Origin of the sequence: Leptospira andrefontaineae (assembly GCF_004770105.1) — a bacterium.
Lineage (GTDB): Bacteria > Spirochaetota > Leptospiria > Leptospirales > Leptospiraceae > Leptospira_B > Leptospira_B andrefontaineae.
Genome location: NZ_RQEY01000010.1, coordinates 277,462 through 303,628, shown reverse-complemented (window position 1 = coordinate 303,628; position 26,167 = coordinate 277,462). Strand labels below are relative to the sequence as shown.

Here is a 26,167-nt window from a genome sequence, read left to right as displayed (position 1 = left end):
GATAGTCGAAGTATCTCCGGTGGTAATGATGGACTTCCTGCTTCAGTTAGAGCAAATCCTTAAAAAAAGAAAAGAAGAACTTCCCGAAAAATCCTACACTGCGGACCTCTTCCGAGGCGGCGTGGATCGTATCCTTAAGAAAGTAGGGGAAGAAGCTGGAGAAGTAATTATCGCAGCAAAAAACGCGGACAAAAAAGAACTCACTCACGAATCCGCGGACTTACTCTTTCATTTACAGGTTCTTCTTGTGGAAAGAGGGCTTTCTCTTTCCGACATAGTCGAAGAACTTAAAAAAAGACACTCTTAATAATCAGTTCAGGCCTGGAGTTTTGTTCCGCATTCCGGGCAGAATTTCGCTCCGAAAATTTCTATCTTAAATCCACAGTTATGACAGAACTTTCCGCCGAGTTGAGGTTTGGTGGAAGTTTCCGCTTTGGAAGTTATGACAGCGTCTTGGCTGATCCTTTTGTCCTGCTCTTCTAATTCTTTTACTAAGCCGGAAGAGATGGATTTGAATTCTGTTTCGGTCAATTTACCAGTATCGAATTCAATTTTCAGATCTTTCAGGTTATCCAGAAGAACGTCCCTTCTATCAAATAACTCGGAACTTTTAGGATCCGTTTCATACGGGATATGTTTTGCGAACATACTCACGTAAACGAATGGCGCCGCAACGATAGCGACTAAAACTATATAAAAGAAAATTAATAAAAAATCCATTATTTCTGTTTCTCCTCTATTTCGGAGATGTATTTATCGAAAGAGGAATGGTTTTCCGATTCTGTTGCGATTGCAGCTTTAGGTGCAGTCCTTCTTTTTAGATATAAATAGATGAGAAGTATCCCGAACGCAGCAGCCGCGGCGATACTAAAATCGATCCAAGAAGAATCCGGTTTGGCCAAAATATCCGGACCAAAACCCATGATGACTCCTTGTGCCATCCCTTGGTTCCCAGTTTCGATAAACTTAGCAATAATAGGATCCGAGACAACATCTTGGCCAAAACCGTGGATCATTTTATCCACGATCACATCAGCAGATTCTCCGGCTCTAATCCTATTCTCTATGAAAAGTTTTAGTTTTGCAGAAACAGTACAATTATTGAAAGAACAACTTTTGATCGCGATAGAAGGGATACAAATACAACGTATCCTTTCAGTTACATTATGAAATGTGCGGATCTGTTCCTGATCGGTCAGATTTGTGAATGTAGAATCAGCATTTGCCGTACCGATCCAAATGAAGAACCCAAAAAGAGAAATTAGAATTTTCTTATATACATTAGAAGAGGTCAAAACTTTCATTTTTTATCTTCTCCTATAGGTAATAGGATCAATAGTCCGGATAAGAAGAACATCAAAGATCCTGCCCATATGAATTTCACCATTGGGTTGACCCAGACTTCTAAATTCGCTACGATCTGGTTCGGGAATTTCAGATATTTCGCCGCCTTGATTGCCGGATCCCTTGTGAAGAAGAAGTCTAAAAACATCCCAGGGAGATCCGGATTTTCATCCGAAAGATCTGCGTGTTCTATTGCTCCTAACTGAATATAAAGATCTTCTTTTGGGGTAGAGGAGATAGAAGGCTCACTAGTAGGGATATGAGTCTCGAAGTCGCCGCTCAAATGTGAGATTTGCGGATAATATCTTCTTTCGGTCACCATCGTATCAAAACTTTTCAGTTGTTTTTTGACTTCGAATGTTGCCTCGTGAGAAACGATTACGTTTCTATGATTGACTCCTGCTTCTGCGTCTCCGTTTACAATCGGTTTGATCTTAAGAGTGGTCGCACCTATCGTATAATCTCCTAAAATCGCAGTATCATCGCTTGTATAAATAAGCTCGTTCGTAGGCGAAAATCTCAAGAAATAGAAAAACTTAACGGAAGTGTTTTGTTTGAATGCATTTCCGGCAAGACCGATAAATAATATTACCATAGAAAGGTGGACTAAGTATCCGCCGTATCTTCTTTTATTTTTCAGAAGCATTCTGAATCCGGCTTGGAAATAATTCTCTCCATGGATAGCGGACCTTCTCGCTTGGATCCCATTATGATATTCTTGTGCGATCCCGGCTATTGTGAAGATCCCGAGCCCTACTGTTAGGACGCTATAAACTTCTCCCACTACATCGCCTAAACTATAATCACTAATGGAGAAATTACTTCTGTAATATAGGATATAGATCCCAGCTCCAATAAATCCAGCGATCAGAGGTTTTAATAATGTAGTAAAAAAGATTTGGTCCGCACCTTTTCTCCATGCGAGTAATGGAGCGGCGCCCATGAGTAGAATGAGTAGGATTCCTGCAGGAACTCCCCAGGAATTGAACCAAGGAGCCTTATATTCTACACCGGATAATAAAGGAGAAAATACTCCTAATAAGATAGAAAGTGTTGCTATCACCAAAAGGAAATTGTTTAACAAGAAACTTCCTTCTTTGGAAGTGATTGCTTCTAAGTTTCTCTCCGGTTTAAGTTTATCTTTTCTGTATATTAAGATCCCAAGATAAAATAGGAAGCTTACACCGATAAAAACTATAAATGGGGTTCCGATGCTGGATTTAGAAAAAGAGTGTGGTCCTTCTAAAACTCCGCTTCGAGTGATCCAGGTCCCGAGTAAACAGAAATGGAATGCTAAGATGATCAGAAGCATATTCCAAAACTTTAACATTCCTCTTCTTTCTTGGATGATCATTGAATGTAAGAATGCTGTGGATAAAAGCCAAGGCATCAAACTTGCGTTTTCTACCGGATCCCAAGCCCAATAACCGCCCCATCCCAATTCTTCGTAAGCCCATTTGGAACCTAAGAGTATTCCGGTTCCTAAGAAGAACCAAGAGAAGATGCTCCATCTTCTTACGAATCTAAACCAGTTCTCTGATAATTGGCCAGTGATCAAAGCCGAAGAAGCGATCGCGAATGGGATCGCGAAACTCACATAACCTATATATAAGATCGGTGGATGAATGATCATCGCCCAGTGTTGTAAGAGCGGATTTAATCCTCTACCGGCGACTGCGGCAGGTTGGAATTCACGGAATGGTTGTGCGTCAGGAAAGAAGATTGCCAAAAAGGAGAAGAAACAGGTGATCACCGCCAAGGAAAGATGCATTACTGGAATTCTTTCGTTTAGCAGATCTTTTGTTTGCCAAAGAACAACGAATGTGAATCCGGATAGCAGCAAATTCCAGAACAGAAGTGAACCGGAAGACCCCGACCAAACAGAAGTCATCTTATAGAATAAAGGAAGATGTTCACTGGAATGCATCGCAACATAATAGTTGGATAGATCCGTTCTCATGAGTTGGACAACCAACACAATGAATGCCAGAAGGACGACCGCAAAATTGGCCATCAATGTGTAACGGCCTAATTCTAAAGCTCTCGAATCGTTTTTAAAAATTCCGTAACTTGTTTGGATAATGGAAAATAATAGGATGGAGAAGGAGGAGATGAGACAAACTGCGCCTAAATCATTCATTGTTCTTCTTCTTTATAACCTGCTTCGTATTTGGATGCACATTTTGCTTCTACCTTATCGGCAACCAGGACTCCGTTTTTCCAAACTCCGTCCACTCTTGCTCTGGCACCTTCTTTAAATGCGTCCGGTAATAATGTAGCTCCTGTAAAAAATACAGGAACTTCTTTTTCGTTTAGTTGGAGGACAAACTTGGCAGTTTTTCCTTCCCGGATAAGAGAACCTAATTTTACGAAACCTCTAACTCTTAATAGATCATCTGCTTCGTATTTTGTGGTATTTGCAGCTAAATCAGAAGCATCCAATAAAGTGTAAGAAGTTTCTTTAGAAGAGAAGAATGCAATTGTTCCCAAGGAAAGTGCGATGATACTCGCAAGCACGGTAAATTTCACGTTCATCTGTGTTTTAATTCCAGTCCTTAGACCAAGGATATCGGATACGGAGGGGAAGAAAAGTGGAAATACTCTCTCTAAACCCGTAAACGAATAGGCCTATTCTCTCCTTCCAGGCGATACTTGTATTCTCTAGGCTTTGGGAAGAAGGTATAAAATCGTCTATTGTAAGAATTTTGACTCTGGATCTATAGTCCGTCGGCCAAGGATGGATCTTGATCCCAGTGTTTGCAAATACCAACAAGGATCTTTCCATATGAAATGCAGAAGTGATGAGGATCGCAGACTTCCATTTATTTTTACGGAAAAGTTCCGCTGTTTTTTCCGCATTCTCCTTAGTGTTCCTGCTTTCATTCTCCAGAAAAACGGCCTTTGTAGGAACTCCTAAAGTTTGAAAAAATTGGAGAGCAAAGTCCGATTCTTTTTTAGTTTGGAAGAATAAATTCCCCGAACCTCCAGTAAAAACGATCCGAGGCGCTTTTCTTTTTTGGAATAATGACACTGCGTCAGTCATTCGTTCTGCGGCAGAAGTTAACTGAACCTGTTGTTCGTACAAGGCAAGGTTGTCTACGGCCCCGCCTAAAACTAAAATTGCATCTGAGTTTTCCAAAGTTTCCAAACGAACTGGCGGATGTTTTTCTTCTAAACCTCTGACCAGCCATTGCGAAAAACTATCTGTAGAAGCTACCCAGATAATGAGTGTTGGAACTAAAACCCAAACCTTATATTTGAATTTAGGAAGCCTGAAGGCAAAAAATACCAACAGGAGTAGGGAGGCCGGTAAAGGAAATAAGAAGGCCCCCGCGAGTTTAGAGGCCGCAAAAAAGATCGTATCCATTTTTACTCTAGGAGTTTTCCGCCTACTGCCCAATTCTCTCTGGAAACTTCGTCGATCACGATATAGGTGGATTCTGGAGGCCTATTAGCAACTTTTGCAAGAGTTTCGGAGAATTCTTTAGATATCTGCTGTTTTTGCTCTTTTGTAAGTGGTCCGGCTACTTTTAAATTGATGTAAGGCATAAATCCCTGATTTGAAAATGTATTTGAGGTGACTCAATGGTTTATTTCGAACAGGTATTACGCAACGGATTTTTTTCTAAAAATGGCAGGTTCGTTCAAGCCGAAACCTGGGTTTCGGGTATATACTGGATCTGAAATTGTGAGGAGTTTTATCCATGAAATTCGCTAAGGAAATGGCCTTCTATTCCGCGTACCACCAAGAAAAAAGAAACGTGTGGATCCACGTGTTAGGAGTTCCTACCATCACCTTCACCTTATTTTTGGTGCTTAGTAGATTAGAATTAGTTAATGTTTTCGGTTATACCGTAACTGCTGCTACCGTATTTGGGATCGTAGTACTCGCATACTACTTCACCTTGGATTTTATTTTCGCCGCTGCGACTACCTTGGTGTTTGGATCTTTGATGTTTCTTGCTCAATACATCACCCTATCACTGACTGCTACCACTGCATGGAGTATCTTTGCCGTTGCTCAGTTAGTAGGTTGGGGAGCTCAGTTTTACGGACATTTCATTTTTGAAAAGAGTCGTCCTGCATTATTCGACAACTTATTCCAAGCGGTTGTATCTGCTCCTATTTTCGTAATTGCAGATGTATTCTTTGAATTGGGATATAGAAAAGATGTGCAAGAAGCGGTTCGTAAAGAATTAGCAGCACAAGGAAAACTCAAAAACTTCAGCACTGCTCATTAACATTCTCTCTTGCTCCGGCAAACGCCCGCGGTTCAAGCGGGCGATTTTCTTTTTTTATAATATTGCATTTATTAAACGCAAAAATGGACAACGACGTTCGTATTTGCTCCTAAAAACTTAGAAGGTTGCACACCGAACATTCTTTTAAATGTCCTACTTAGGTGTGCTTGGTCAGCGAAACCTGCGGCATGAGAAGCTTCCGTAAGATTTCCGCCTTCTTTCAAAAGTTTTGCGGCTTCATGAAGTCTTAACCAAAGTTGAAATTGTCTGACAGGCAGGCCCATCTGCAATTTGAAAACATGCATGAACCTTGTTTCTGAAAACCCAGCTTCTTTTGCCAGTTCTGGAACGGAGATAGAACCTGGGAGAGCGGATTTCATTCTGAGAGTCGCAGATAAAACTCTAGGATCTAAAGAAACCCTGGATGGTTTTTCAGTTCCTACGCATGCAAGAATATCTTCGAATAATTCTTTGGCGGCTATGCAATTTATATTTTCGTGAAATAGATTTTTACATCTGGAAAGGACCGGGTCTAAATTTTCGAAAGGGATCTCTGAGATTCCTTTTCTTCCGAACCGGGCAGCAACGGAAGCATAATCAATGCCATAAGGATCGATCTGTAAAACGATCATGTCCGAATTTTCTGCAGAAAGAGTGTGGTAAGTGTTCGGGGCTAAGACCACAGATTGGAACTCCAGCACGTTACCGGATTCTTCGATCACTTTGAACTTAGAAGTCAAAGAGATTAAGATGGAAACTGCATAGTGAGAGTGCGGATCTGTGGTCAGTCCTTTCTGGGCCAAGAATACCCTGGCTCCGAAATAGAATAATGTTCCGATTTGAGACTCTTCCACCCCGAATACCGGATTATAATTTTTGAATGATTCTTTCCAGGTTTTTTTCAGGACGTTCAAACGGAAAAAAATGGGAAATATCATCCCATAACTCAAGGCTTGAGTTAGGATTTCCTTTGATAATCCTTTTAGCGGCAGAAGGAGAGCATACTTCGTATTTCTTTGGGATCGTAATATGAGTTTCCGTTTTGATCCTTCTATATTGTAATAAACTTAAGAAACTGACTGAGTTAAAAATTTTAGCCTCTAATTCAGGAGGGCAACATAAGGCCCATTTATCTCCTTCTTTTTTAAAACAAGAATTCAAATAGTTTTCGAAAACTTCATCGGACCAATTTGCAAAAGTAGGAGTCTTTCTGAATGCTTTTTTAACGAGAGTCAGATCCTTAAATTCCCTTCTCCTTTTAATAGCACCTTTTGCCAAGGGAGTATCAAAAGCCAATGCAAGAAGAAGATACGCAAAATTTAAGATCACTGGATCCATTGCAAAAATTTTCCGGAATAGATCAGGTCTTTGATAAGAGGAAAGAAGGATACTTGCTCCTCCTAATGAATGTCCAACGCCCACAACATTCTTCAAACCTTCTGTCTCAATCAGAGCTAAAACTTGGTCTCTAAAGAAAAACCAATCCTTCCATTCCATATTAGCTTCCGATTGACCGTGACCACAAAAGTCCAAGGCAAGAACTCTATGAGTCTCAGAAAGTTTTTTGATATAGAAAGAATAACAACCTGCAGAAAATCCATTAGCATGAGCGATGAGTATTGGATCCGAAGATTTGTTGCCTGCATCTATATAAGAAAGTTTGATCCCGCGGAAGTTAAATGTTTTTCTATCCATTCAAGATTTGCCCTTGCTATTTCTTTCCCTTTACTTTCGATGGACAGGAATTCGGAGTTTCGACCGATTCCCAAAAGAGGGATAATACACTCTTCCTAAAGGGAGATTACAAGAAAACAATAATCGAATTCTTGAGAGAGATAGATGAAATTAACGGTGATAATCATTTTCGTAGTCGCATTATTCTTCAACGCCTTAGCAAACATTTTGATCAAGGCAAGTTCTTTAGGAGATAAAACAAATACGGCTTCCGGAATCGAAGGATTGATCAAAGCATTTTTACATCCAGTGTTCTTTGCAGGACTTGCTTCTTTCGGGATCGCGTTATTAGGTTATAGATGGGTATTAGGTAACGGATTAAAATTATCCTTAGCTTATCCACTCTTCACATCTGCCGGATTTATCATAGTGTTAGTAGCTTCTGCGATATTTTTTAAAGAAGAACTGAACTGGACCCAATGGACAGGTATAGGTTTGATACTCGCTGGAGTATGGTTGACCTCTGCAGAAATGTTCGTCTAAATCATTAAGTTAATAAATAATAAACCGAACAGAGTAGTGATCTCGAATTCAAATTATAACCGAGATCGTTACTCCTGAAGTCTAATTATAGGAGGATAGTCGCTTAGCTCCTGAAGCTCAGGTAGCAGGACTATAAGCTAAAAATTCAAACCGGTCCAAGCTTAAAGTTTTTCAACTTTATAGGATGGTATGAGTTTTATGAAAACCGCCGCCTTTCTACTATCTTTACTATTTATAGTTTACTGCTCAAGTTTCGAAACTTCTACAAATATCCAGACAGATCACAGTAATCCTATCGGATATTATGAAGGAGATCCACTTCCTCCTAAAACTGCATTCTTAACATTTGATGATGGGCCTTCCGACTGGACCTCTGATGTGCTGGATATCCTCAAAAAAGAAGATGTAAAAGCTACATTCTTTGTATGTGGGGCTTGGTTGCCTAAAGCGAGTACAAGAGGAAACAGTTTTCGAAAATACAAAACTGTTTTGATCCGAATGAAAGAAGAAGGTCATACAATCGGAAATCATACTCTTGGTCATCAGAACTTCGCATATATGTCTCCGAAACGGATAGAAAGGCAATTGGAAGAAAACCAAAAATTATACCAAAACGAACTCGGAGAATATTCTGGAAAATTAATATGGATCCGACCTCCTTTCGGTTCTCCTTATATTAAAACAAAGAGCGAGGTCGTGAGGAAAAGAGTTAGTTCCGCATTACAGGGAAAAGGGCTCGTATTCATGTGGACCAAAGAATTTGATTCCACTGATTCCAAAGAATGGGTGAAGGGTGAATGGTATGAAAAAGGACCAAGGATAAATCCGGATAACGAAAAATTCAGAAAGAAAATGGATCGTATCTATAACTCATTAGTATATAAAACGGAAGGTCAAGGAGTAGTGATATTATTTCACGATACGCATCCCACTACAAAAGAAGTCTTACCATTCATTATAGAAAAACTAAAAGCAGAAGGATATACTTTTGCGACAGCGGAAGATTATACTAGATGGCGTTGGGGAAAAACCAGCGAAGAGTTAAGTGAAGCAGCCGATTGAACGGCGTTTTTTAAAAACAAAAAACACTTTTCTTCTCACATTCTGGATCTAAACAGGTCCAAAGTTTTTAGTCCGCCGCGTATGTTTTAGAAACGTAGCGACTATATTTAGGAAATCATAAAAATGAACAAAGGTCCACTTTCAGGAGTTAAGGTAGTTGATTTAAGCTTATTGCTACCTGGCCCTTTATGCTCCATGTATTTGGGAGATATGGGAGCCGAGATCATTAAGGTAGAAAATCCTAGAGCAATGGATGCAACCAGAGTAATGTTCAAAAAAGAAAATGGTGCGCCTTCTTTATATCTGATGTTGAACAGAAATAAAAAAGCGATCACACTTAATCTCAAAAGAGAAAAATCAAAAGAGATCTTATTCAAACTATTGGAAGATGCTGATATATTGTTGGAAGGATTTCGTCCCGATGGACTTTCTAAAATGGGACTCGGCTATGATGATCTAAAAGAGAAATTTCCTAGATTGATCTATTGTGGGATTTACGGCTACGGAGATTCGGGAGCTTACAAAGATTTTGCAGGACATGATTTGAATTATCTTTCTCTTTCGGGAGTATTGGACCAAACAGGAAAAAATCCCCAGGCTCCAGGATTCCAATTAGCGGATATAGGAGGAGGGACGTTAACTGCTCTTTCATCCATCTTAGCCGCATTGTATTATAGAGAAAAAACAGGTCGTGGGCAAAAGATTGCAATTTCCATGATGGAGGCTTCTCTCCAGTTCATATCCTTATACGGAGGGATTTATTCCGCTACGGGAAAAAATCCGGAAGGTGGGAACGAATTATTATCCGGAAAACTTCCTAATTATTCTACATATAGAACCAAAGAAGGTCGTTGGGTCGCGTTAGGTGCTCTGGAAGAAATGTTTTTCAAAACATTCTTAAGACAATCCGGACTGGACTCACATTTGGAAAAGGTTCCGATTGCAGAGACTCATTTTGCGGAATGGAAAAAGATCCTGACGGAATACTTCTCTTCGAAAACCCTCTCGGATCTCGAGCCTATATTCCAAAATCCTGATTCATGTCTCACTCCCGTCAAAACCCTGGACGAAGTTTCCAAAGATCCAGTAATGAGAGAGAAAGGGATGATCCTGGACCGCAAGCACAAACAATATGGGGATTATATACAATTCGGTTCTCCTTTTCCTTTTTCGGAAAGTAAGGTTACCTACCGAACCGATCCTCCTGATCATGGAGAGCATAACGGGGAAATCCTGAAGGCTTTGGGGTATACCGATTCTGAAATAGAAGAATTAAAAAAAGACAAAGTAATTTAATTAAAAGATATTGGAATTCAAAATTCTTTTCGAACTAACTTAAATGTATAAGGGCTATCTCTCGTGAAAATCCAACGAATCATTTTTTCATTTATTTCTATCGGGATACTAACCGCTTGCGCTGTTACTTCCAATCGCTCCGTTCTGGTGAATAATGGAACTCCAGTAGATATCCAAAATATAAATTCTTCTGACAAAGGCCCGATCATCTTTAAAAAGATTGTCGCAGCGGATTGGTTGGCAGACCGCGCTGGTTTAATAAATTTAAGCGATCCAAAAGCAGTGGTTGCGGGTTTACAATCCGGCAAGGAACCGATCCAAATTTATTTTTACGTAATAGATCATCCTAAGTTCGGCAGATATATAATAGATACCGGGCTCGGAGATATATTTCGCAAAGATAAAAAAGAATGGCCTGTTTCAAGCATAGTTGCTTCTCAAATGAATCTAGGTGATCTGAAGATTCATACTACGATTAAGGAGTGGCTGCAAAAAGATCCGAAAAAAGTAGAAGGTATCTTCCTTACTCATTTGCATTTAGATCATATTTTGGGTACTCAAGATTTTCCAGCGGGAACTTCTGTGTATACTGGACAAAACGAACCGGGAGATTCTCGTTTTCTACATCTTTTTGTACAAGGAAGTACGGATGCATTACTTGGCGCTGGTACTGCGCTTTCGGAATTAAACTTCTTCGGAAGAGAAGGTGCTCCAATTAGATTTTTAGATTTCTTTGGAGATCAATCTCTTTATGTAATTTCCGTTCCCGGGCATACGGAGGGTAGTATTGCATTTTTGATAAAATCCACGAGCGGGGTCCAACTAATAACAGGGGATACTTGTCATACTAGCTGGGGTTGGCTTAATAACGTGACTCCCGGAGGTTTTACCAAGGATTTGGAAAGGAACAAAACGAGTCTAAATTTGTTGCAGTCGGTAGCGGCTAAGTTCCCGAAAATTCAGATCCATCCAGGACACCAAAGTATCTCTGCTTCTGCTAAATAGATTTTACTTAAGGTACTGAGACGAGTTGGAGATACATTGAGGCAAAACGAATTTTGCCTCTAAATAAGCCAATACTAATAGATAAATACCTTCAAGCAATAATACGGCGTTCCCAATATAGGTGACTTCTTCTTTTAATCTCCATGCTTGGGCAAAACATTGCAAACCCCAAAGAGAATTTGCAATAATCAAGATCAAAATAAATGTCCGATGAAGGCGACCTCTTCTTAGGAACAATAGGAGAATTCCGGAATAAGAACCATATATTAAATTCACAAAACCTTCCATGCGGGTGAAACTTTCCTGCCAGCCGGTCAAGTTTGAGATAAGAGAAGAGAAAAGTAGGATGAATACCCCTACTACTAATGCACCTGTCGAATCAAGTGTAAGAATGAATCGAGCTTGTTTCATTTATAAAATAGTAATAGAACGAACATTAAAACTTGGATCGTAATTAAGGAAGATATAGATTCAAAAATCCATAATTTCAGATGTTTACCTTTCCAGATCACATCGATAGAGCTGGAAGTGAATATAAATCCGAACCATAAGATGAAAGCAATCGATTGGCCCTGAGCTTTATTTTGTAAGCTCATATATTGCAAAATTAACGAGATAGAAAACGCAGTAGCAAGGAAAACGCAGAAATTCAAAAATATTCGGAGGCCGAGATTCTTCTTCTCTTCTTGAGTAGGCAAATTCAGAAATTTTGAAAGGCCGAAATAAAGAGGGCCGCTAAAAAGAAATGCACAAATAAATCCCGCTATTCCAGCAATGATTGGTGCTACGACGCTTTGCAACATGAAGTCTCTCCCGACGAAACCAACTGAGACAAATATTGATTCATTTTTGCTTTCTAAAGTAAACAAATTTCCGAATCTAAATTCCGTTGTAGGAATTCCTACATCGGAAATAGCAGCAAATTTTTCTCGCCAAACAGAAGGGAATGTGGTAAGGGGGTGCTTCATGGTACCACCGCACCGGCCCCCCTTCGCAGCGATCGCGAGAGCGAGAAGACGACCGTCACAGACGAGTCGGTGACCGAGGAAATCGAGGTCAAACGAGAGATGGAATGAAATCAAAACGACCAGAATCAATCGAAATCGTTTTCATGGTACCACCGCACCGGCCCCCACCCTAAGTAGGGTGGGGCGCCTTTTTAAAATGAATCAATATTGTTAGTATATTTTCTTAAAGTGTAAACAATGTCTGCTGGAGTTGCGTTCCAAATTCCCAACATTATCATTACATGTGCTCCGAAGATTGCAAAGTTTTGTGAGAATATCTTCTGAACTTTACGTGTATAATTCGGATCCTCGCTTTCGATTTGGAACGATTCTGCAATCGGTTCTTTTAAAATAATAAGGACTGATATATTTCTCATTACCTCCACTACTTGCCATGATTGAAAAGATTTCCATGCAATCGTATGACTGCCGTTGCGTAGACCGATAGTAATCCCTTTCTCGGAGAATTGGAGCCAACCTGAAGGCTTTCTTTTAACAAGAAAAAATAGTAAAAGAAAAATGCCTATTATCAACATCGAACTTACGGCGATCATGTATGGTGTATTGATTCGGACAAAAAGAACGGAATGGCCTCCGAAAAGGATTAACGCAATTCCGATGTATAATATCAGATTTCTATTCACAACGATACGATTGTCTGGCGGGATCAGTTTTCCTGATGGAATAACGAATTCCTTTCGAATTTTTCGGCGATCCAAATAGGAGGCTAAGAAGGCTCCGACAACAAAAATTACGAAAACGATAAAGGAAATAAGTATATGAACTTTACTATCCATAGCTATAACTCTGGGAGCTTAGGGGCCAAAGGGGGAAATTCAAGCAGTAAAATATACTGAAAAGCGGTTTTCTGGCTTTTTTCAATTTTTGTGTTAAATATAAAAATGTAGTAACTACAATTTTGTATTTAGTATTGTTTTTTATTCGTCATAATTGATAATGACTTCAATTATAGGAGCGACTTAGGGAATGGGATTGCGTGAGATAAAGAAAGCCAAAACTCGAAAGCTCATTTCGGATATTGCTCGAGATCTTTTCATAGAAAAAGGGTATGATGCAGTTACTACTGCTGAAATTGCCGAAAAAGCGGAAGTTGCCGTTACTACACTTTTCAATTATTTCCCGACCAAAGAGTCTCTCATTTTCGATCTTGAGGATGAGATAGATGCAGATATCTTGAAAGCGGTTCGAGATCGAAAGAAGGGCCAGTCCATTCTGGATGCTCTTCATCAATATTTTTTCTCGAGTAAGTTGTTTAACCCGCCGGATAAGAAGACTTTTTCCGGATTTGGGAAACTGATCAGGTCCTCACCCGAGCTTACTTCTTATCTGCGCGGGTTATGGGCTCGTTATGAAAATTCTTTAGCTAAAGAAATCCAAAACGATACCGGTGTGAGTAAAATAGAAGCGGAATGTATTGCAAAGCTCATATTAGAAGGAGTGAGTTATGCATGTAATTCAACATCTCCAAAGGATGTGTTAACTCTCACTTTTAAAGTTTTGAAAAACGGGTGGAATAAATGAAACGAGACCAGCCGATTTACGATGTTATTATTTCTGGAGCAGGCCCAGTTGGACTTTTTTTAGCCTGTGAACTTGCATTAGCAAAATCTAGAGTTCTTATATTGGAGAAGTCCGAAAACCTTCAATCTCCATTCAAACAACTCCCATTTGGGGTACGCGGACTTTCCGCTTCTAGTATCGAAGCTCTTTATCGCAGAGGTCTATTAGATGAACTTGAAATTCATAAACGCCTTAAAAATCCTCATGCAAATTCAGTTCAACAAGGGCCGCTTCGTCAAGTAGGGCATTTTGCAGGTATTCCATTTCATGAAGGTAATATTGATACTTCAAAATGGAAACATCGGTTAGAAAGTTCTACTGAAACAAATTTGATCTCTGAAATGCAAGAGATGGAAACTATACTGACTCGCCGTGCAGAAGCGCTTGGTGTAGAGATCAAGAGGGGTCTTCCATTGACTTCTTTTCAGCAAACGGATGAAAGAGTGACTGTTCAATCAGGTGATCAAACTTTTCAAGGCCAATGGCTTGTGGGTTGTGATGGAGCTCGTAGTGTTGTTCGCAAATCAGGCGGTTTTGAATTTGCAGGTACCGAGCCAGAGTTCACCGGTTATTCCACCAAAGTTGATATTGCAGATCCAGAGAAGCTGAACCCAGGAAGGAATCTCACTGAAAGAGGAATGTATTTACAATCCCAACCTGGCTTCATTGTTATTCAGGATTTTGATGCAGGAGAATTTCATAGTTCGGAAAGAACAATTACGAGAGAACATGTGCAAGAAGTTTTACGACGTATTTCAAACACCGATGTAACAATAACTGCTCTTCATTTCGCAACGACTTGGACAGATAGAGCGAGGCAGGCAACGAGTTATCGAAATGGACGTGTCCTTTTGGCTGGAGATGCAGCTCATATTCATTCTCCTTTAGGAGGCCAAGGCCTGAATCTTGGATTGGGAGATGCAATGAACTTGGGTTGGAAACTTGCTGCAACCATTCATAAAAAAGCACCGGAAGGTTTATTGGACAGTTATTATACGGAGAGGCATCCGATTGGTGCGCAGGTTTTAGATTGGTCTCGTGCCCAGGTTATGATCATGAAACCGAATCCTCAGGCCCGAGCATTAAACTCGATTATCCGTGATCTTATGGAAACTACTGATGTTTCTACCTATATGGCTGCAAGAGTTTGGGGCATTTTTACACATTATGATCTAGGCGATTCTCATCCTTTGGTGGGTTATAGTGTTCCGAACTTTGAATTTGAGGATGGTAGAAGGATCGGCGAATTGATGCAATACGGCCAAGGTATACTTCTCGATTTTAATACGAATTCTTCTCTGAAAACCTTGGCGAAAGAATACGGTGACCAAGTGAAGTATGTTTCAGGCAGAGCAAAAGAGCAGCTAGGTTTAAGCACTATGCTAATCCGTCCCGACGGAATTATTGCTTGGGCTTCCGATAAGGAACCAGATGAGCAATCCATCCGACAGGCTGCTTCTATTTGGTTTACTCAATTTATTTCCTGAAAATTCTATAAGGAAATCATTAACAGAACGAACGTTCTGTTTTTTATATGCTTTCAGATCGCCAAAATCTAGGAAAATAACGAGATTTCCAGGAATTCTGTCCCATTAGGGCTAAAATGAACGTTTAATCAGCCATGTTTTTCTTGATTGAATCGACCCTGGCGAAAAATTAGGACTAGAAACTCTCGCAAGAAGGGAAAAAATGTATCAGGAACTGACTGAGCAGCAGATCGAGATTAGGGACACGATTCGTTCTTTCGTTAAGAAAGAGATCACCCATGAAGTTGCTATCCATTGGGACGAAGCAAATAAGCATCCAGAAGAACTTATTAATAGAATGAGAACCGAGTTAGGAGTCAACGGACTCACTATCCCCGAAGAATACGGTGGATGGGGTCTTGGTTCAGTAGAGCAGTGTTTGGTAACTGAAGAACTTTCCAGAGGATGTCTCGGTATCAGCCTTTGTTTCGGTTATACCGGTCTTGGAATCCTTCCAATCATGAAAGGTGCAAGCCACGAACAAAAGAAAAAATGGCTTCAACCGGTCGTTGACGGAGAATACGGAGTTTCTTTCTGTCTTTCCGAGCCTGGTGCAGGTTCTGATGTTCCTGGTATGAGCACTACTGCAGTTAAAAAAGGCGACAAATGGGTCATCAACGGAACCAAACAATGGATTACCGGTGGTGGTAGCGCAGGCGCTTATACCGTTTTTGCTTATACTGATAAAGGCCGCGGAACTCGTGGAGTTTCCTGCTTCTATGTTAAACGTGATACTCCAGGTTTGATCGTTGGTAAAAAAGAAGATAAACTTGGTATTCGTGCATCTGACACTCGCCAGATCATCTTCGAAGATTGTGCAGTTGAAGAAGCTAACATGATCGGAAAAGAAAACCTTGGATTCATCTACGCGCTTCAAACTTTGAACGCTTCTCGTCCATACGTTGCTGCTATGGGAGTAGGTGTTGCTCAAGCTGCTTTAGATCACGCATCTAAATACGCTCGTCAAAGAGAGCAGTTCGGTTCTAAAATTTCCAGCTTCCAAGCTGTTCAGCATATGCTTGCGGATATGTCTATCGGTGTAGAGACTGCACGTCAGATTTGTTATCTTTCTGCTCGTATGTCTGATGCTGAGGATCCTCGTCTTCCGAAATATTCTGCAATCGCTAAAGCTTATTGCTCTGAAACTGCAATGAAAGCTGCTACTGACGCGGTTCAAATTTTCGGCGGATACGGTTACACTAAAGAGTATCCTGTTGAAAAACTGATGAGAGATGCAAAAATCCTTTGTATCTTCGAAGGAACCACTCAAATTCAGAAAAACGAGATCGCAGCTTATGTGATCCGTGAAGCAGCTTCCGCAAAATAAGAATTTTCTAATATTGCAAAGCTTTAAGAAGGCGTCGGTTTCCCCGGCGCCTTTTTTTATTTTTCAAACCTGAAAGTCATGATGTAGGAGTTCCTACAAAATTTGGGCGGCTCCTTCGGATCGGGCTGCTGCAGGTTCGCGCATTCGCGCTCATCCGGGCAAAGCCCGGACTTCGCCTTTCGCATCCCTGCCGCGGGGGTGAGTGGATCTTTTGGAGAACGATCTCGGAATATAAATTATTTTGTAGGAATTCCAACAAAGGGGATCGCACAAAATGATTTGTCAAAAGGGAGATTTTGTGGTAAGCGAGTGCGAGCTCTCCCACCAGCCACTCCCCCCAATCCCAATGCAGGGTGGGGGCGAATTTCAGCGGATGTAGGAACTCCTACATTCCAAATTCTCTAATCTTTCTTTCTCTTCGCTCGGATCCTGCTTAAGGAAACTGGAGTGATCCCTAAATAGGAAGCGATATGGTATTGAGGAACAAGCTCTTCTATTTCGGGTCTTGATTCTAAAAGTAGATCGTATCTTTCTTCTGCGCTTAAAGCCAAGAGTTCATATTCTCTTCTCGCTTTTTTTAAGAATAAGTTTTCTGCAAAAATCCGCCCCAGTCTTTCCCATGCTATGTCTTGAGAGAATAGTTTTCTGAACTCTGAGAATTTTGCGACAGCAAGCTCACAATCTGTGATTGCTCTAATATTGCAGGTAGAAGGTTGTTCAGTGAGTAGATCGAAATAGGATCCTGTGAAGTCTCCGGGGAAATTGAAACTTTTAATGTACTCATTTCCTTGGTCTGTTAGATAATATTCTCTCAAAACACCTGAGAATACGAATGCAAACTCTGTCGGTTGGGCCCCTTGTTTGATCAGAAAATCTCCGTATTCTAATTTGCGGATCGTATATAGTTGTTCTGATTTTTTCCAGACTTCCTTAGGTATTGGAGAGATCCGGTTCACGGTTTGGTATATTTTTTCCCAGGGATGATCTTTTTGATCCATACAATTCCCGTTAGCGGGTTTCTAAAGAAAGTCCGCAAACGGAAATTTTACAAATCTAATTATTCAGGAAACCCAAAAATACCTTAGATGGAATCCAAAAAGGGAAGGGTGACCTTTAGGAATTCTTTTGGATTTTCCGCAAAAGGCACATGACCTGTTTTTAGATAAGCCAGCTTAGAGCCTTTCACTCTTTCATGAAGCTTAAGTGCGAGCTTCGGATCTATGACGGGATCATATTCTCCCCATACGATTAACGTAGGAGCTTGGATCTGAGAAACTTTTTCTCTTAGGTCATGTCTTTCGTCCAAAAAACTTTTCCAAATAGAAGCGTTCACTTCTTTTGCACCTTCCACATTTTCTCTTTCTTTGATCCTGCTTAGTATGGATTCAGTGTATTTATTTCTGATCTTTATATAATGATTTGGGAAGAAGTTCCATACGAGCCCAGTGAACCAAACCTTGGATTTTAATCCTGCAAAACTTTTAGTGATCCAGTCCGGGTCGTTTAATCCTCCTGAATCTACGATCACGAGACCTTTTACTAGTTCCGGTTTTTTCAAGGCAAGATTCATGGATGCAAATCCTCCCAGTGAATTTCCTATAAAGATCCCACCTTCCGGAGCAAGTTGTGTAACCAGATCAGGTAATATTTCCGCATATTCCACAGCGGAAGCGGAAGTAGCAGGTTGAGGATTCTCAGATAATCCATGCCCCGGCCAATCCAGAGAAATCACTTTATATTTTTCTGATAAACTTGGAAGAATGGGTTCGAAATCATGATGATCATGTCCCGCGGAGTGCAGTAGGAAGATCGGTTTTCCTTTTCCTTCTATCCAATAGGCGATCTTTCCTAATTTAGAAGTATAATATCCGCTTGGTAATTTTGGCGATGTAATCTTGTTTTCTAAAACTGTTTCCATCTTCTCTCCTCCACTGCATTGAATGAGTAACAAACCGAATAATAGGCCTGTTGTTAGTATTCGTTTCATACTCGGATCTTCTCCTAAAGACGAGTCGAAGTCAAGAAAGGAGAAAAGGATCGGGAGATAAATGGATTATCCTATGTTAATCGTTTTTCACCTTACGATTGCCCATTTTACTAATTTGGCCACTGGGTTTAACCATTTTGCGACCTTCTTACGATATGTATGTGGGAATAGTAAAAAGTTTTCTAACGGAAACATTAGTCCTTCTTCTATTAACTTTTGTTTGTTTTCCATTGATTTCAATTTGTCCGGATTTAAAACTGAATAAATTTTGGAAATTCCATCTTCATCAATTAGGAAACTTTGTAAATATGCAGGTCGGTCATTATAATAACCAATCAATGTTTCTGCACCGTTTACCATTCCGAAATAAAAATCCATAGTGTATTTGAGTTTGTTGCTTCCTGTCCGGATAAAGAAATGAGAAGCTCTTTCTTTTCCAATAATCGGAATGCGTGCAGCATTTACCTTTCCTCCACCATCAGACCAAAGAACTATTTCTTCTTTTAAGAAAGGAACGAGAAGTTCCGGTTTTCCTTTGGAAGAAGCGAGTAAAAAGTCTCGGAAGATCTTTTTCCTTTTTTCTGAAGGAGCATCATACTTTTTACGATCCGATTTGAGGGATTCTTTGGCTCTTTTAAGGATTTGCCTACAGTTCTCTTGATTTTTCCCCACTACTTTTGAAATGGAATCGTAACCCATTTCGAAACTTTCTCTCAGCAAAAAGACAGCTCTTTCAATCGGATTCAATTTTTCTAATAGATGTAGAAATGCCAGATCTAATGTTTCAGGATCGGGCTCTTCTTCCATAGGTTCCGGAGCCAATGGCTCCGGTAACCAGGGACCTATATAAGTTTCCCTTTTTCTTTTTGCTTTTCTTAAAGAGTCCAGGGAGAGTCTGGCAGCAACCGTGGATAAAAATGCTTTCGGTGATCTGATCTTTTCTTCTTTGGATTTTTCCCATCTCAGAAAAGTCTCCTGTACAATATCCTCGGCTTCTACCACACTACCAGTCATCTTATAGGCGATCCCGAAGACCAAACCTTTGTTTTCTATAAATTGATCTAGTCTTTCTTGGGTGCTCATTTTTCTGCCGTTACTAATCTTTCGTTTTGTTTGGCTGAAGTTTTTTCTTTAGGTTGAGGGATCGTATAAAAATCGAAATATTTTTCGGCCTTAAAAGAGAAGACTGTAAATTTACAAATAAGCTCTTTCACAAAAGCACCTAATCTTCCAGTCCAAAACTTTTCCTTAGGACTATCATCATAGTTTAAGAATTGGAATAGTCCTTCTTTTCTTCCTAAACTTACACAACGTCCTACATATGCCAGCTCGAAAGGTTTTTGCCCGATTGCAGATTTATTTCCCATTAGGTTAGAAATCCTCTCTCCTAAATAAATTCCCATTGGAAGGGCTGTCGCACATGCCATTCTTAAATAGGAATATTCTTCCCCCGGAACTTTGACTGCGTCTCCTGCTCCTATAATATTGGAATATTCAGGAACCTGCATATATTCGTTCAAATATACCTGGCCGATCTTATTTGCTTCCAATCCCGAATTCTTTCCCAGATCGGATGCGACTAACCCAGCTGAGATTACACAATAATCATGGGGGACTTGGATACCGCTAGAAGTTTTGATCTTATCTTCTAATAGATATTCCCCTCTTTCTCCTTCTATCAGATTTACATGAAGATTTTTCAGTATTTCTTTCATGTAAAGAACCGCGTTTGAAGAGAAATTTTTCCCGATCTTATCCGAATCCAAAAGTGTTATTTTTGCACTTGGATAATTTTCCGCGAGTTCTGTTGCTACTTCTATCCCTGAAAGTCCTCCGCCGAGTACTGTAACTCTTGCGTTAGGATGATTGGTTAATTCTTTTCTCAATCGTTCCGAATCTTGGAAACTTGCCACCGAGAAATAATTAATCCCTTTGGTGCCGGGGTCTCCTGCTCTCATTCCTGCAGTATAACCCAGGTAATCATATTCAAAGGTGGTCCCATCATTTAAGAGCACTTTGTTTTCCTTTGGAAATATTTTTTCTACTCTTTGGATGATAAGACTTACCTTAGAATTCAATAAATTTCGGATCTGGAAATCTTTTCCTTTGGTTCCTGCGATTACTTGGTGGTTTCTGATCTTTTCTCTAAAGATCGGTTCTGCAGTGATCAGAGTAATTTCTACCTCGGAACTTTTGCGCGCTAACCTGTTGGCTGCCGCGATTCCTGCATAACCTCCACCAACGATCAATACCTTCTTCTTTGACATACTTGCCTCCGGTTCTAAAGGCAAGACGCATCTGGGTCATTGCTTGTGACATTGTTTCGAATTTTCTTTGAGATATGGTCTCAGGTGACTTTTGGAACCGTTCTGATTAGGAGATTGACAGAGGCATTCTTGTCCGCATCCTGGATAAGGAATTATGAAGCGTATTTTTTTCCTGATCCTGTTCTTGGTTTCGATCTTAGGATTGATCGTATGTAAGGAAAAAAAGCCCATTCCTGAACTGGAAGGATTCGTTGTTAAAAATGTAATTCATCCTAGTAATAACCCATTCAATCAAGAGAAGGTGGAGTTAGGTAAGACTCTATATTTTGATTCCAGACTTTCTTTCAACCAAGACGTAAGTTGTGCAAGCTGTCATAATACTGCTTCTCCATCGGAAGGTTTTCCTCGTACTAAGATCCACAATCCGGCTCCTTCTCTTACCAACGTAGCCTTGTATAAGGATGTATTTAAAGATCCTGAAGCAAAAGAGCTGGAGGATCTTGTAAAAGACAAAGTACATTCTAAACTATTATTCCAGAATGAAACAAAGCTCATTCAAAGGATCTCTTCTATCCAAGGTTATAAGGAACTTTTTGAGAAAGCTTATGGAGATCCTGAAATTTCAGGAGAAAGAATTGTTTTAGCTCTTTCTACCTTCCAAAGGACTATAGTAAGTAAAAATTCAAGCTTCGATAAATTTGTGATGGGGGAAGAGACTGCGCTCACTCCAGCCCAGATCCGTGGTTGGGATGTTTTCCAGAACAAGGCAAAATGTATCCAATGTCACCAAGGGCCGAACTTCTCTGATTCCGAATTGCATACAACAGGTCTTGCAGGTATCAAAGACAAGGTTAGAACTCCTACATTAAGAGATGTTACCAAAAAGAAAACTTTCATGCATAACGGGATTTTCGGATCGATTGAAGATACTGTGAACCATTTTGCAGAAGGTGGCCATTCTAAAGCCGTGCATGATCCAATGTTAAGACCTGCGGAACTTTCAGATCAGGACAAAAAAGATTTGATTGAGTTCTTAAAAGCATTAGAAGGGGAACCGATCCAATTGGAAATCCCTTCTATTCCGAAAGCTTAAGATATAAATTTTTAGTTATTAGATGGAGTAGCTTGTTGCGCTCGAGCTACTTCATTTTTGATGATCGTGTCTACGATCTCATCCACATTCACTCCGAATTTTTCGAAAACGGAGTTTCTTGCTAGTTCATAGCGGATAATATCCACGTTAAAGTTGATCCTTGCTTGAGCGACTTGTAGCTCGGCTTGGATCAACCCGTCCAGAGCGGATTTTACTAATACAGCAGTGAATCTTCCTTGGTTAAAACGTGCTTGGACACCTTTGTAGAACTTCTCCGCTTCTTCTTTACGAGTATTAGCGGTTTCTAAAAGTTCCTGTCCTGCAACGATTGCATAATATCTATTGTCTAATTCTTCTTTAATCAGAGTTCTAAGTTCTGTTTCTTGTTTTGATAAGATATCCAACTTGAGTTTTGCATCTCTGATATCTGTTTGGATCCCTGTATCAAATAAAGGATAAGATAATGCGAAGTTTAAAGTTTTTTCAGGATACTTAAAAGACATCATCCCTGTTTCAGGATTCACATAGTTTGTCTGAGGATTTAAGAATGTCTGGCCCCTTGTAGAATAACTTCCCGTAATTTTTAAAGAAGGCATATCCTCTGCATTCTTGATCTTCAGTTCTAATTCTGCGATTTGTCTTTGACGGATCAAATTTTTAAGATCGATCCTATGATCCAATGCGTATTGATAATCTTTAGTAGGATTGATATCGTTTGGAACTTTTTCTTGAAGATCGGTGATCCCGGAAATTTTAGAACTTGGATCCACATTTAAAACTCGGATCAAATTTCTTTCCGCTTCCGATCTAGCAAGTCTCGCTCTTTCTAAACTATTCTCAGTTTGAGTGAGAGCACTATTCCATTGATTGACTTCGAATCCTTCGGAAAGACCAAGATTACGTTTTCTTACGGTAAGATCCCTGATATTCTTAGTATTCTTTTCTAATCTGTCGAAAGTTTCTACCTGAGAATCGTAAACACTCAAACTCCAATAATCTACCAGAGTTTTTACTACAAGTTGTGCGAGAATATTGACTAGCTCATCCCTACGAATGACTGCGTTTTGTTGTAATACCTTTTGTTTTTCTTTTTCAGTCTGCCCGAAAGAATACTTTAAAAGTTCCTGACCAAGAGTTACGGTCAGAGCATCCGTGTATTGAGGAGGAGCAGCTAAATAAGAACCCACTGCACCTAGTCTGGCAGCGGCAGCCTGAGTCTCGAATGCGTCCGCGTCGAATCGAGTATGGCTGAGTTCCAAACTAAAATAGGTCAGAGTTTGGAAGTTTTTTTGGATCCCTACGTTTATCCGATCGTTGGAGATCTTTGTTCCGGAGAGAACGTTATTATTATTCAGGGGAAGATTAGTTTTTGTTTTCGAAAAACCGCCGACCAGCGTCCATGCATATTGAGATAGATTTTTTAATTCGGCAGTATCCGCTTTCACGAATTCCATCCCAGCGTTTCTAACTGTGATATTATTCGCTAGGACATAGTTGACCGCTTCTTTCAAAGTGAGTTTCAGAACTCTAGGCTTATTTTGAAGAGAAGGGTCTAACTCTTGGGCGAACTGTGAAGCCGGAAAACCAAAAGCTCCGACTAGCAAGAGTCGCAGATAAAATTTCCTTAACCAAGGAATATTTGCAGGCCTGAGCATAGTGTTGTTGGTCTTCCTACGGAGCATGGTTTTTGGTTCGGAAGAATTTGCCAAATCGAAAAATCTAAAGTAAAAGTCTAGACAGCTTAAAATCGATGAAAACTCCAGATAAAAAATTGAACCGACTCGCGTCTGAAAAAAGTCCTTATCTACTCCAACATTCTACCAATCCTGTAGACTGGTTTCCTTGGTCAGAAGAAGCCTTCGCAAAGGCAAAATCCGAGAATAAACTGATCTTCTTATCCATCGGTTATGCCACCTGTCATTGGTGCCATGTAATGGAGAAGGAATCGTTTGAGAATGAAACCACCGCCGAAGTTTTAAATAGAGATTACGTTTCCATTAAGGTGGATCGGGAAGAAAGACCTGATGTAGATAGGATTTATATGGATGCGTTACATGCCATGGGACAGCAAGGTGGCTGGCCTTTGAATATGTTCCTAACACCTGAAGGTAAGCCGATTACGGGTGGGACGTATTTCCCTCCGGTCCCTAAATACGGTAGAAAAAGTTTTACAGAAGTTTTGGGAATTTTAACCGGATTATGGAAAGATAAAAAAGAAGAATTACTCGAGGCTTCCGAAGATCTGACCAAACATTTAAAAGAATCAGAGGAAACCAAAGCGCTCTCTGCGGAAACATCGGCTGCTTCTCCAGGACCGGAAGTATTCGAAAATGGATTTTTATTATATGATCGACTCTATGATCCGGAGTATGCCGGTTTCAAATCCAATTCAGTAAATAAATTTCCGCCCAGCATGGGCCTTAGCTTTTTATTACGTTATCATAAATCTACCGGAGAACCTAAAGCTCTGGAAATGGTAGAAGAGACCCTTACCGCTCTGAAAAAAGGTGGGATCTACGACCAGATCGGTGGAGGACTTTGTAGGTATTCCACGGATCATCATTGGTTGGTCCCTCATTTCGAGAAGATGTTATATGATAATTCACTCTTCTTAGAAGCATTGGTAGAATGTTACCAAGCAGTAGGAGAAGAAAAATATAAAGATTATGCCTATGATGTGATCGAATATCTTCACAGAGATATGAGATTATCTGGCGGTGGGATCGCAAGTGCAGAGGACGCGGACTCGGAAGGGGAAGAAGGTCTATTCTATCTTTGGACAAAAGAAGAAATAAGAGAAATCTGCGGACAAGACTCTTCTCTTTTAGATGAATTTTGGAATATTACTGAAAAAGGAAATTTCGAAGAGAAAAATATCCTACACGAAACATTCAGGATGAATTTCTCCAGGCTCCATGGTTTGGAACCTTCCGAGTTAGAAGAGATCGTTTCCAGAAACAGAAAAAAACTTTTAGAAAAACGCTCTACCCGGATTCGCCCGCTTAGGGACGATAAGATCTTATTCTCTTGGAACTGTTTGTATATCAAAGCCCTAACAAAAGCCGCAATGGCATTTGGGGACGGGGATCTATTAAGAGAAGCGGAAGAAACCTATAAGTTTTTAGAAAACAATCTGATCCGAGAAGATGGCCGATTACTCAGAAGATTTAGAGAAGGAGAAGCAAGGTTTCTAGCTTACAGTACTGATTATGCTGAATTCGTATTAGCTTCTCTGTATTTATTCCAAGCAGGAAAAGGGTTCAGATATTTGGAGAACGCGATCAGATACACTGAAGAAGCGATCCGACTTTTCAGAAGTCCCGCTGGTGCGTTCTTTGATTCAGGAATTGATGGAGAGGCATTACTCAGAAGAACAGTAGATGGTTATGATGGGGTGGAACCTTCTGCAAATAGTTCATTTGCAACTGCGTTTGTACTACTTTCGAAATTAGGCGTGGTGGATTCGGAAAAATATCTGCAGTATGCAGATTCTATTTTCTCATATTTCAAACCTGATATGGAAACCTATCCGATGAATTATCCATATATGCTTTCTGCGTTATGGCTAAGAAAATCCCCGGGAAGAGAACTTGCTGTAGTCTATTCTTCCCAAGAAGAATTATTGCCTATCTGGAAAGGTGTAGGTTCTTTATTTTTACCCGAGACAGTTCTTGTTTGGGCAAATGATAAAGAAGCGGAAGAGAATGGAGAAAAATTCCTTCTTCTAAAAAACAGAAATTCAGGAGGAGGAGTGAAAGCATACGTATGCGTAGGATTTCACTGTGAACTTCCTGTATCAGACTGGTCTAGTTTGAGAGCAAGATTGGTAGAGGATTAAGAGAGCTCAATTCTCTCTGCGTCTCTCCAAAGTCTGTCTAGATTATAATATTCTCTTTTTTCCGGAGTCATGATATGGACTATAAATTCGCCATAGTCCAGTAATGTCCAACCGGAGGAAGCGGATGTTCCTGTTTTATCCGTTTCCTTATGAGGTAATTTAAAACTTTTTAATGCCTTTTTGATCTCTCTTGCCACTGCATTTGCTTGTACAGCGGAGTTTACAGTGCAGATCAAAAAGAAACTTAAGTATGAATGCACCGATTCCAGGTTTAAAACCGCGATCTCTTCGCATTTTTTATCCTGCATGATCTTATGGATGGTTTTCAGGATTTCCATTGTGTTTTCCGAAGTGTTTTTAGGAGAAGGACTCATAT

The 26,167-nt window shown here is 40.1% G+C and carries 28 protein-coding genes; 11 read left to right on the top strand and 17 right to left on the bottom strand.

Annotation, left to right across the window (positions count from 1 at the left end; translation table 11 throughout):
* Positions 1-28 precede the first annotated feature (28 nt).
* Positions 29-307, top strand: coding sequence for a phosphoribosyl-ATP diphosphatase (gene hisE, locus EHO65_RS06185; RefSeq protein ID WP_008593771.1), 279 nt, complete (start codon positions 29-31; stop codon positions 305-307).
* Between the two features lie 8 nt (positions 308-315).
* Here the strand turns inward: hisE and EHO65_RS06180 are convergent, their stop codons facing one another.
* The 6 genes from EHO65_RS06180 to EHO65_RS06155 are packed head-to-tail and all read right to left on the bottom strand — an operon-like array spanning position 316 to position 4,893.
* Positions 316-720 (bottom strand): zinc ribbon domain-containing protein, encoded by a 405-nt coding sequence (locus tag EHO65_RS06180; RefSeq protein ID WP_135773263.1) that lies wholly within the window; start codon positions 718-720, stop codon positions 316-318.
* Positions 720-1,304, bottom strand: a complete 585-nt coding sequence (locus EHO65_RS06175) for a cytochrome c-type biogenesis protein CcmH (protein WP_135773262.1) — start codon at positions 1,302-1,304, stop codon at positions 720-722. The genes EHO65_RS06180 and EHO65_RS06175 overlap by 1 nt, the downstream gene beginning before the upstream one ends.
* Positions 1,301-3,484 (bottom strand): heme lyase CcmF/NrfE family subunit, encoded by a 2,184-nt coding sequence (locus EHO65_RS06170; RefSeq protein WP_135773261.1) that lies wholly within the window; start codon positions 3,482-3,484, stop codon positions 1,301-1,303. The genes EHO65_RS06175 and EHO65_RS06170 overlap by 4 nt, the downstream gene beginning before the upstream one ends.
* Entirely contained in the window at positions 3,481-3,879 is a 399-nt protein-coding gene (locus EHO65_RS06165; protein ID WP_086446084.1) for a cytochrome c maturation protein CcmE domain-containing protein, read from the bottom strand. The genes EHO65_RS06170 and EHO65_RS06165 overlap by 4 nt, the downstream gene beginning before the upstream one ends.
* Positions 3,880-3,886: 7 nt before the next feature.
* Positions 3,887-4,711 (bottom strand): YdcF family protein, encoded by an 825-nt coding sequence (locus tag EHO65_RS06160; protein ID WP_135773260.1) that lies wholly within the window; start codon positions 4,709-4,711, stop codon positions 3,887-3,889.
* A 2-nt stretch (positions 4,712-4,713) separates the two neighbouring features.
* Positions 4,714-4,893, bottom strand: coding sequence for a tautomerase family protein (locus EHO65_RS06155; RefSeq protein ID WP_135773259.1), 180 nt, complete (start codon positions 4,891-4,893; stop codon positions 4,714-4,716).
* A gap of 155 nt (positions 4,894-5,048) precedes the next feature.
* Here EHO65_RS06155 and EHO65_RS06150 point away from each other — a divergent pair, with 155 nt between their 5' ends.
* Positions 5,049-5,585, top strand: coding sequence for an Mpo1 family 2-hydroxy fatty acid dioxygenase (locus EHO65_RS06150; RefSeq protein ID WP_135773258.1), 537 nt, complete (start codon positions 5,049-5,051; stop codon positions 5,583-5,585).
* A 71-nt stretch (positions 5,586-5,656) separates the two neighbouring features.
* Here EHO65_RS06150 and EHO65_RS06145 read toward each other — a convergent pair whose 3' ends face one another.
* Together EHO65_RS06145 and EHO65_RS06140 are read right to left on the bottom strand one after the other, a co-directional pair.
* Entirely contained in the window at positions 5,657-6,439 is a 783-nt protein-coding gene (locus EHO65_RS06145; RefSeq protein ID WP_135773399.1) for a helix-turn-helix domain-containing protein, read from the bottom strand.
* A gap of 13 nt (positions 6,440-6,452) precedes the next feature.
* A complete protein-coding gene (locus EHO65_RS06140) occupies positions 6,453-7,280 on the bottom strand; it encodes an alpha/beta fold hydrolase (RefSeq protein ID WP_135773257.1) in 828 nt (275 codons plus the stop codon).
* Between the two features lie 144 nt (positions 7,281-7,424).
* Between EHO65_RS06140 and EHO65_RS06135 the strand changes: the two genes are divergently transcribed.
* The 4 genes from EHO65_RS06135 to EHO65_RS06120 all read left to right on the top strand — a co-directional run bounded on the left by EHO65_RS06135 (position 7,425) and on the right by EHO65_RS06120 (position 11,165).
* Complete coding sequence (locus EHO65_RS06135; protein WP_135616872.1) at positions 7,425-7,802, top strand: SMR family transporter; 378 nt, start codon at positions 7,425-7,427, stop codon at positions 7,800-7,802.
* A gap of 198 nt (positions 7,803-8,000) precedes the next feature.
* Positions 8,001-8,864, top strand: coding sequence for a polysaccharide deacetylase family protein (locus EHO65_RS06130; protein WP_135773256.1), 864 nt, complete (start codon positions 8,001-8,003; stop codon positions 8,862-8,864).
* Positions 8,865-8,987: 123 nt separating this feature from the next.
* On the top strand, positions 8,988-10,160 hold the full coding sequence (locus EHO65_RS06125; protein ID WP_135773255.1) for a CaiB/BaiF CoA transferase family protein: 1,173 nt from the start codon (positions 8,988-8,990) through the stop codon (positions 10,158-10,160).
* A gap of 63 nt (positions 10,161-10,223) precedes the next feature.
* On the top strand, positions 10,224-11,165 hold the full coding sequence (locus EHO65_RS06120; protein ID WP_135773254.1) for an MBL fold metallo-hydrolase: 942 nt from the start codon (positions 10,224-10,226) through the stop codon (positions 11,163-11,165).
* A 3-nt stretch (positions 11,166-11,168) separates the two neighbouring features.
* Here the strand turns inward: EHO65_RS06120 and EHO65_RS06115 are convergent, their stop codons facing one another.
* The 3 genes from EHO65_RS06115 to EHO65_RS06105 all read right to left on the bottom strand — a co-directional run bounded on the left by EHO65_RS06115 (position 11,169) and on the right by EHO65_RS06105 (position 12,969).
* Positions 11,169-11,576: a hypothetical protein gene (locus EHO65_RS06115; RefSeq protein WP_135773253.1), complete on the bottom strand. Its 408-nt coding sequence runs from the start codon at positions 11,574-11,576 to the stop codon at positions 11,169-11,171.
* Complete coding sequence (locus EHO65_RS06110) at positions 11,573-12,133, bottom strand: DUF1761 domain-containing protein (protein ID WP_244243453.1); 561 nt, start codon at positions 12,131-12,133, stop codon at positions 11,573-11,575. The genes EHO65_RS06115 and EHO65_RS06110 overlap by 4 nt, the downstream gene beginning before the upstream one ends.
* A 191-nt stretch (positions 12,134-12,324) precedes the next feature.
* Positions 12,325-12,969: a hypothetical protein gene (locus tag EHO65_RS06105; RefSeq protein WP_135773252.1), complete on the bottom strand. Its 645-nt coding sequence runs from the start codon at positions 12,967-12,969 to the stop codon at positions 12,325-12,327.
* Between the two features lie 190 nt (positions 12,970-13,159).
* Here EHO65_RS06105 and EHO65_RS06100 point away from each other — a divergent pair, with 190 nt between their 5' ends.
* The 3 genes from EHO65_RS06100 to EHO65_RS06090 all read left to right on the top strand — a co-directional run bounded on the left by EHO65_RS06100 (position 13,160) and on the right by EHO65_RS06090 (position 16,606).
* On the top strand, positions 13,160-13,714 hold the full coding sequence (locus EHO65_RS06100; protein WP_135773251.1) for a TetR/AcrR family transcriptional regulator: 555 nt from the start codon (positions 13,160-13,162) through the stop codon (positions 13,712-13,714).
* Positions 13,711-15,240 carry an FAD-dependent monooxygenase gene (locus tag EHO65_RS06095; RefSeq protein WP_135773250.1) on the top strand — a complete coding sequence of 510 codons (1,530 nt, stop codon included), beginning with the start codon at positions 13,711-13,713 and terminating at the stop codon, positions 15,238-15,240. Before EHO65_RS06100 ends, EHO65_RS06095 begins: the two co-directional genes overlap by 4 nt.
* Before the next feature lie 202 nt (positions 15,241-15,442).
* On the top strand, positions 15,443-16,606 hold the full coding sequence (locus EHO65_RS06090) for an acyl-CoA dehydrogenase family protein (RefSeq protein ID WP_100706713.1): 1,164 nt from the start codon (positions 15,443-15,445) through the stop codon (positions 16,604-16,606).
* Positions 16,607-17,007: 401 nt separating this feature from the next.
* On the opposite strand, the gene EHO65_RS06085 is transcribed toward EHO65_RS06090, so the two are convergent.
* The 4 genes from EHO65_RS06085 to EHO65_RS06070 all read right to left on the bottom strand — a co-directional run bounded on the left by EHO65_RS06085 (position 17,008) and on the right by EHO65_RS06070 (position 20,860).
* Positions 17,008-17,604, bottom strand: coding sequence for a Crp/Fnr family transcriptional regulator (locus EHO65_RS06085; RefSeq protein WP_135773249.1), 597 nt, complete (start codon positions 17,602-17,604; stop codon positions 17,008-17,010).
* Between the two features lie 83 nt (positions 17,605-17,687).
* On the bottom strand, positions 17,688-18,524 hold the full coding sequence (locus tag EHO65_RS06080; RefSeq protein WP_135773397.1) for an alpha/beta fold hydrolase: 837 nt from the start codon (positions 18,522-18,524) through the stop codon (positions 17,688-17,690).
* Between the two features lie 156 nt (positions 18,525-18,680).
* Positions 18,681-19,676, bottom strand: coding sequence for an RNA polymerase sigma factor SigJ (gene sigJ, locus EHO65_RS06075; RefSeq protein ID WP_135773248.1), 996 nt, complete (start codon positions 19,674-19,676; stop codon positions 18,681-18,683).
* A complete protein-coding gene (locus EHO65_RS06070) occupies positions 19,673-20,860 on the bottom strand; it encodes an NAD(P)/FAD-dependent oxidoreductase (RefSeq protein WP_135773247.1) in 1,188 nt (395 codons plus the stop codon). The genes sigJ and EHO65_RS06070 overlap by 4 nt, the downstream gene beginning before the upstream one ends.
* 154 nt (positions 20,861-21,014) lie before the next feature.
* Here EHO65_RS06070 and EHO65_RS06065 point away from each other — a divergent pair, with 154 nt between their 5' ends.
* The gene (locus EHO65_RS06065; RefSeq protein WP_135773246.1) at positions 21,015-21,953 is read left to right on the top strand and encodes a cytochrome-c peroxidase; all 939 of its coding nucleotides are present in this window, start codon (positions 21,015-21,017) and stop codon (positions 21,951-21,953) included.
* Positions 21,954-21,964: 11 nt separating this feature from the next.
* On the opposite strand, the gene EHO65_RS06060 is transcribed toward EHO65_RS06065, so the two are convergent.
* Entirely contained in the window at positions 21,965-23,608 is a 1,644-nt protein-coding gene (locus EHO65_RS06060; protein WP_135773245.1) for a TolC family protein, read from the bottom strand.
* A 95-nt stretch (positions 23,609-23,703) separates the two neighbouring features.
* Between EHO65_RS06060 and EHO65_RS06055 the strand changes: the two genes are divergently transcribed.
* Positions 23,704-25,791, top strand: a complete 2,088-nt coding sequence (locus tag EHO65_RS06055) for a thioredoxin domain-containing protein (protein ID WP_135773244.1) — start codon at positions 23,704-23,706, stop codon at positions 25,789-25,791.
* Here the strand turns inward: EHO65_RS06055 and rsfS are convergent.
* Positions 25,788-26,165 (bottom strand): ribosome silencing factor, encoded by a 378-nt coding sequence (rsfS, locus tag EHO65_RS06050; protein ID WP_135773243.1) that lies wholly within the window; start codon positions 26,163-26,165, stop codon positions 25,788-25,790. The genes EHO65_RS06055 and rsfS overlap by 4 nt on opposite strands.
* Between the last annotated feature and the right edge of the window lie 2 nt (positions 26,166-26,167).

What these genes read in the sequence shown, in the direction of transcription:
- hisE (WP_008593771.1), top strand. Translation starts at nt 29, where the DNA reads ATGGACTTCCTGCTTCAGTTAGAGCAAATCCTTAAAAAAAGAAAAGAA.
- EHO65_RS06180 (WP_135773263.1), bottom strand. Translation starts at nt 720, where the DNA reads ATGGATTTTTTATTAATTTTCTTTTATATAGTTTTAGTCGCTATCGTT.
- EHO65_RS06175 (WP_135773262.1), bottom strand. Translation starts at nt 1,304, where the DNA reads ATGAAAGTTTTGACCTCTTCTAATGTATATAAGAAAATTCTAATTTCT.
- EHO65_RS06170 (WP_135773261.1), bottom strand. Translation starts at nt 3,484, where the DNA reads ATGAATGATTTAGGCGCAGTTTGTCTCATCTCCTCCTTCTCCATCCTA.
- EHO65_RS06165 (WP_086446084.1), bottom strand. Translation starts at nt 3,879, where the DNA reads ATGAACGTGAAATTTACCGTGCTTGCGAGTATCATCGCACTTTCCTTG.
- EHO65_RS06160 (WP_135773260.1), bottom strand. Translation starts at nt 4,711, where the DNA reads ATGGATACGATCTTTTTTGCGGCCTCTAAACTCGCGGGGGCCTTCTTA.
- EHO65_RS06155 (WP_135773259.1), bottom strand. Translation starts at nt 4,893, where the DNA reads ATGCCTTACATCAATTTAAAAGTAGCCGGACCACTTACAAAAGAGCAA.
- EHO65_RS06150 (WP_135773258.1), top strand. Translation starts at nt 5,049, where the DNA reads ATGAAATTCGCTAAGGAAATGGCCTTCTATTCCGCGTACCACCAAGAA.
- EHO65_RS06140 (WP_135773257.1), bottom strand. Translation starts at nt 7,280, where the DNA reads ATGGATAGAAAAACATTTAACTTCCGCGGGATCAAACTTTCTTATATA.
- EHO65_RS06135 (WP_135616872.1), top strand. Translation starts at nt 7,425, where the DNA reads ATGAAATTAACGGTGATAATCATTTTCGTAGTCGCATTATTCTTCAAC.
- EHO65_RS06130 (WP_135773256.1), top strand. Translation starts at nt 8,001, where the DNA reads ATGAAAACCGCCGCCTTTCTACTATCTTTACTATTTATAGTTTACTGC.
- EHO65_RS06125 (WP_135773255.1), top strand. Translation starts at nt 8,988, where the DNA reads ATGAACAAAGGTCCACTTTCAGGAGTTAAGGTAGTTGATTTAAGCTTA.
- EHO65_RS06115 (WP_135773253.1), bottom strand. Translation starts at nt 11,576, where the DNA reads ATGAAACAAGCTCGATTCATTCTTACACTTGATTCGACAGGTGCATTA.
- EHO65_RS06110 (WP_244243453.1), bottom strand. Translation starts at nt 12,133, where the DNA reads ATGAAGCACCCCCTTACCACATTCCCTTCTGTTTGGCGAGAAAAATTT.
- EHO65_RS06105 (WP_135773252.1), bottom strand. Translation starts at nt 12,969, where the DNA reads ATGGATAGTAAAGTTCATATACTTATTTCCTTTATCGTTTTCGTAATT.
- EHO65_RS06100 (WP_135773251.1), top strand. Translation starts at nt 13,160, where the DNA reads ATGGGATTGCGTGAGATAAAGAAAGCCAAAACTCGAAAGCTCATTTCG.
- EHO65_RS06095 (WP_135773250.1), top strand. Translation starts at nt 13,711, where the DNA reads ATGAAACGAGACCAGCCGATTTACGATGTTATTATTTCTGGAGCAGGC.
- EHO65_RS06090 (WP_100706713.1), top strand. Translation starts at nt 15,443, where the DNA reads ATGTATCAGGAACTGACTGAGCAGCAGATCGAGATTAGGGACACGATT.
- EHO65_RS06085 (WP_135773249.1), bottom strand. Translation starts at nt 17,604, where the DNA reads ATGGATCAAAAAGATCATCCCTGGGAAAAAATATACCAAACCGTGAAC.
- EHO65_RS06080 (WP_135773397.1), bottom strand. Translation starts at nt 18,524, where the DNA reads ATGGAAACAGTTTTAGAAAACAAGATTACATCGCCAAAATTACCAAGC.
- sigJ (WP_135773248.1), bottom strand. Translation starts at nt 19,676, where the DNA reads ATGAGCACCCAAGAAAGACTAGATCAATTTATAGAAAACAAAGGTTTG.
- EHO65_RS06070 (WP_135773247.1), bottom strand. Translation starts at nt 20,860, where the DNA reads ATGTCAAAGAAGAAGGTATTGATCGTTGGTGGAGGTTATGCAGGAATC.
- EHO65_RS06065 (WP_135773246.1), top strand. Translation starts at nt 21,015, where the DNA reads ATGAAGCGTATTTTTTTCCTGATCCTGTTCTTGGTTTCGATCTTAGGA.
- EHO65_RS06060 (WP_135773245.1), bottom strand. Translation starts at nt 23,608, where the DNA reads ATGCTCAGGCCTGCAAATATTCCTTGGTTAAGGAAATTTTATCTGCGA.
- EHO65_RS06055 (WP_135773244.1), top strand. Translation starts at nt 23,704, where the DNA reads ATGAAAACTCCAGATAAAAAATTGAACCGACTCGCGTCTGAAAAAAGT.
- rsfS (WP_135773243.1), bottom strand. Translation starts at nt 26,165, where the DNA reads ATGAGTCCTTCTCCTAAAAACACTTCGGAAAACACAATGGAAATCCTG.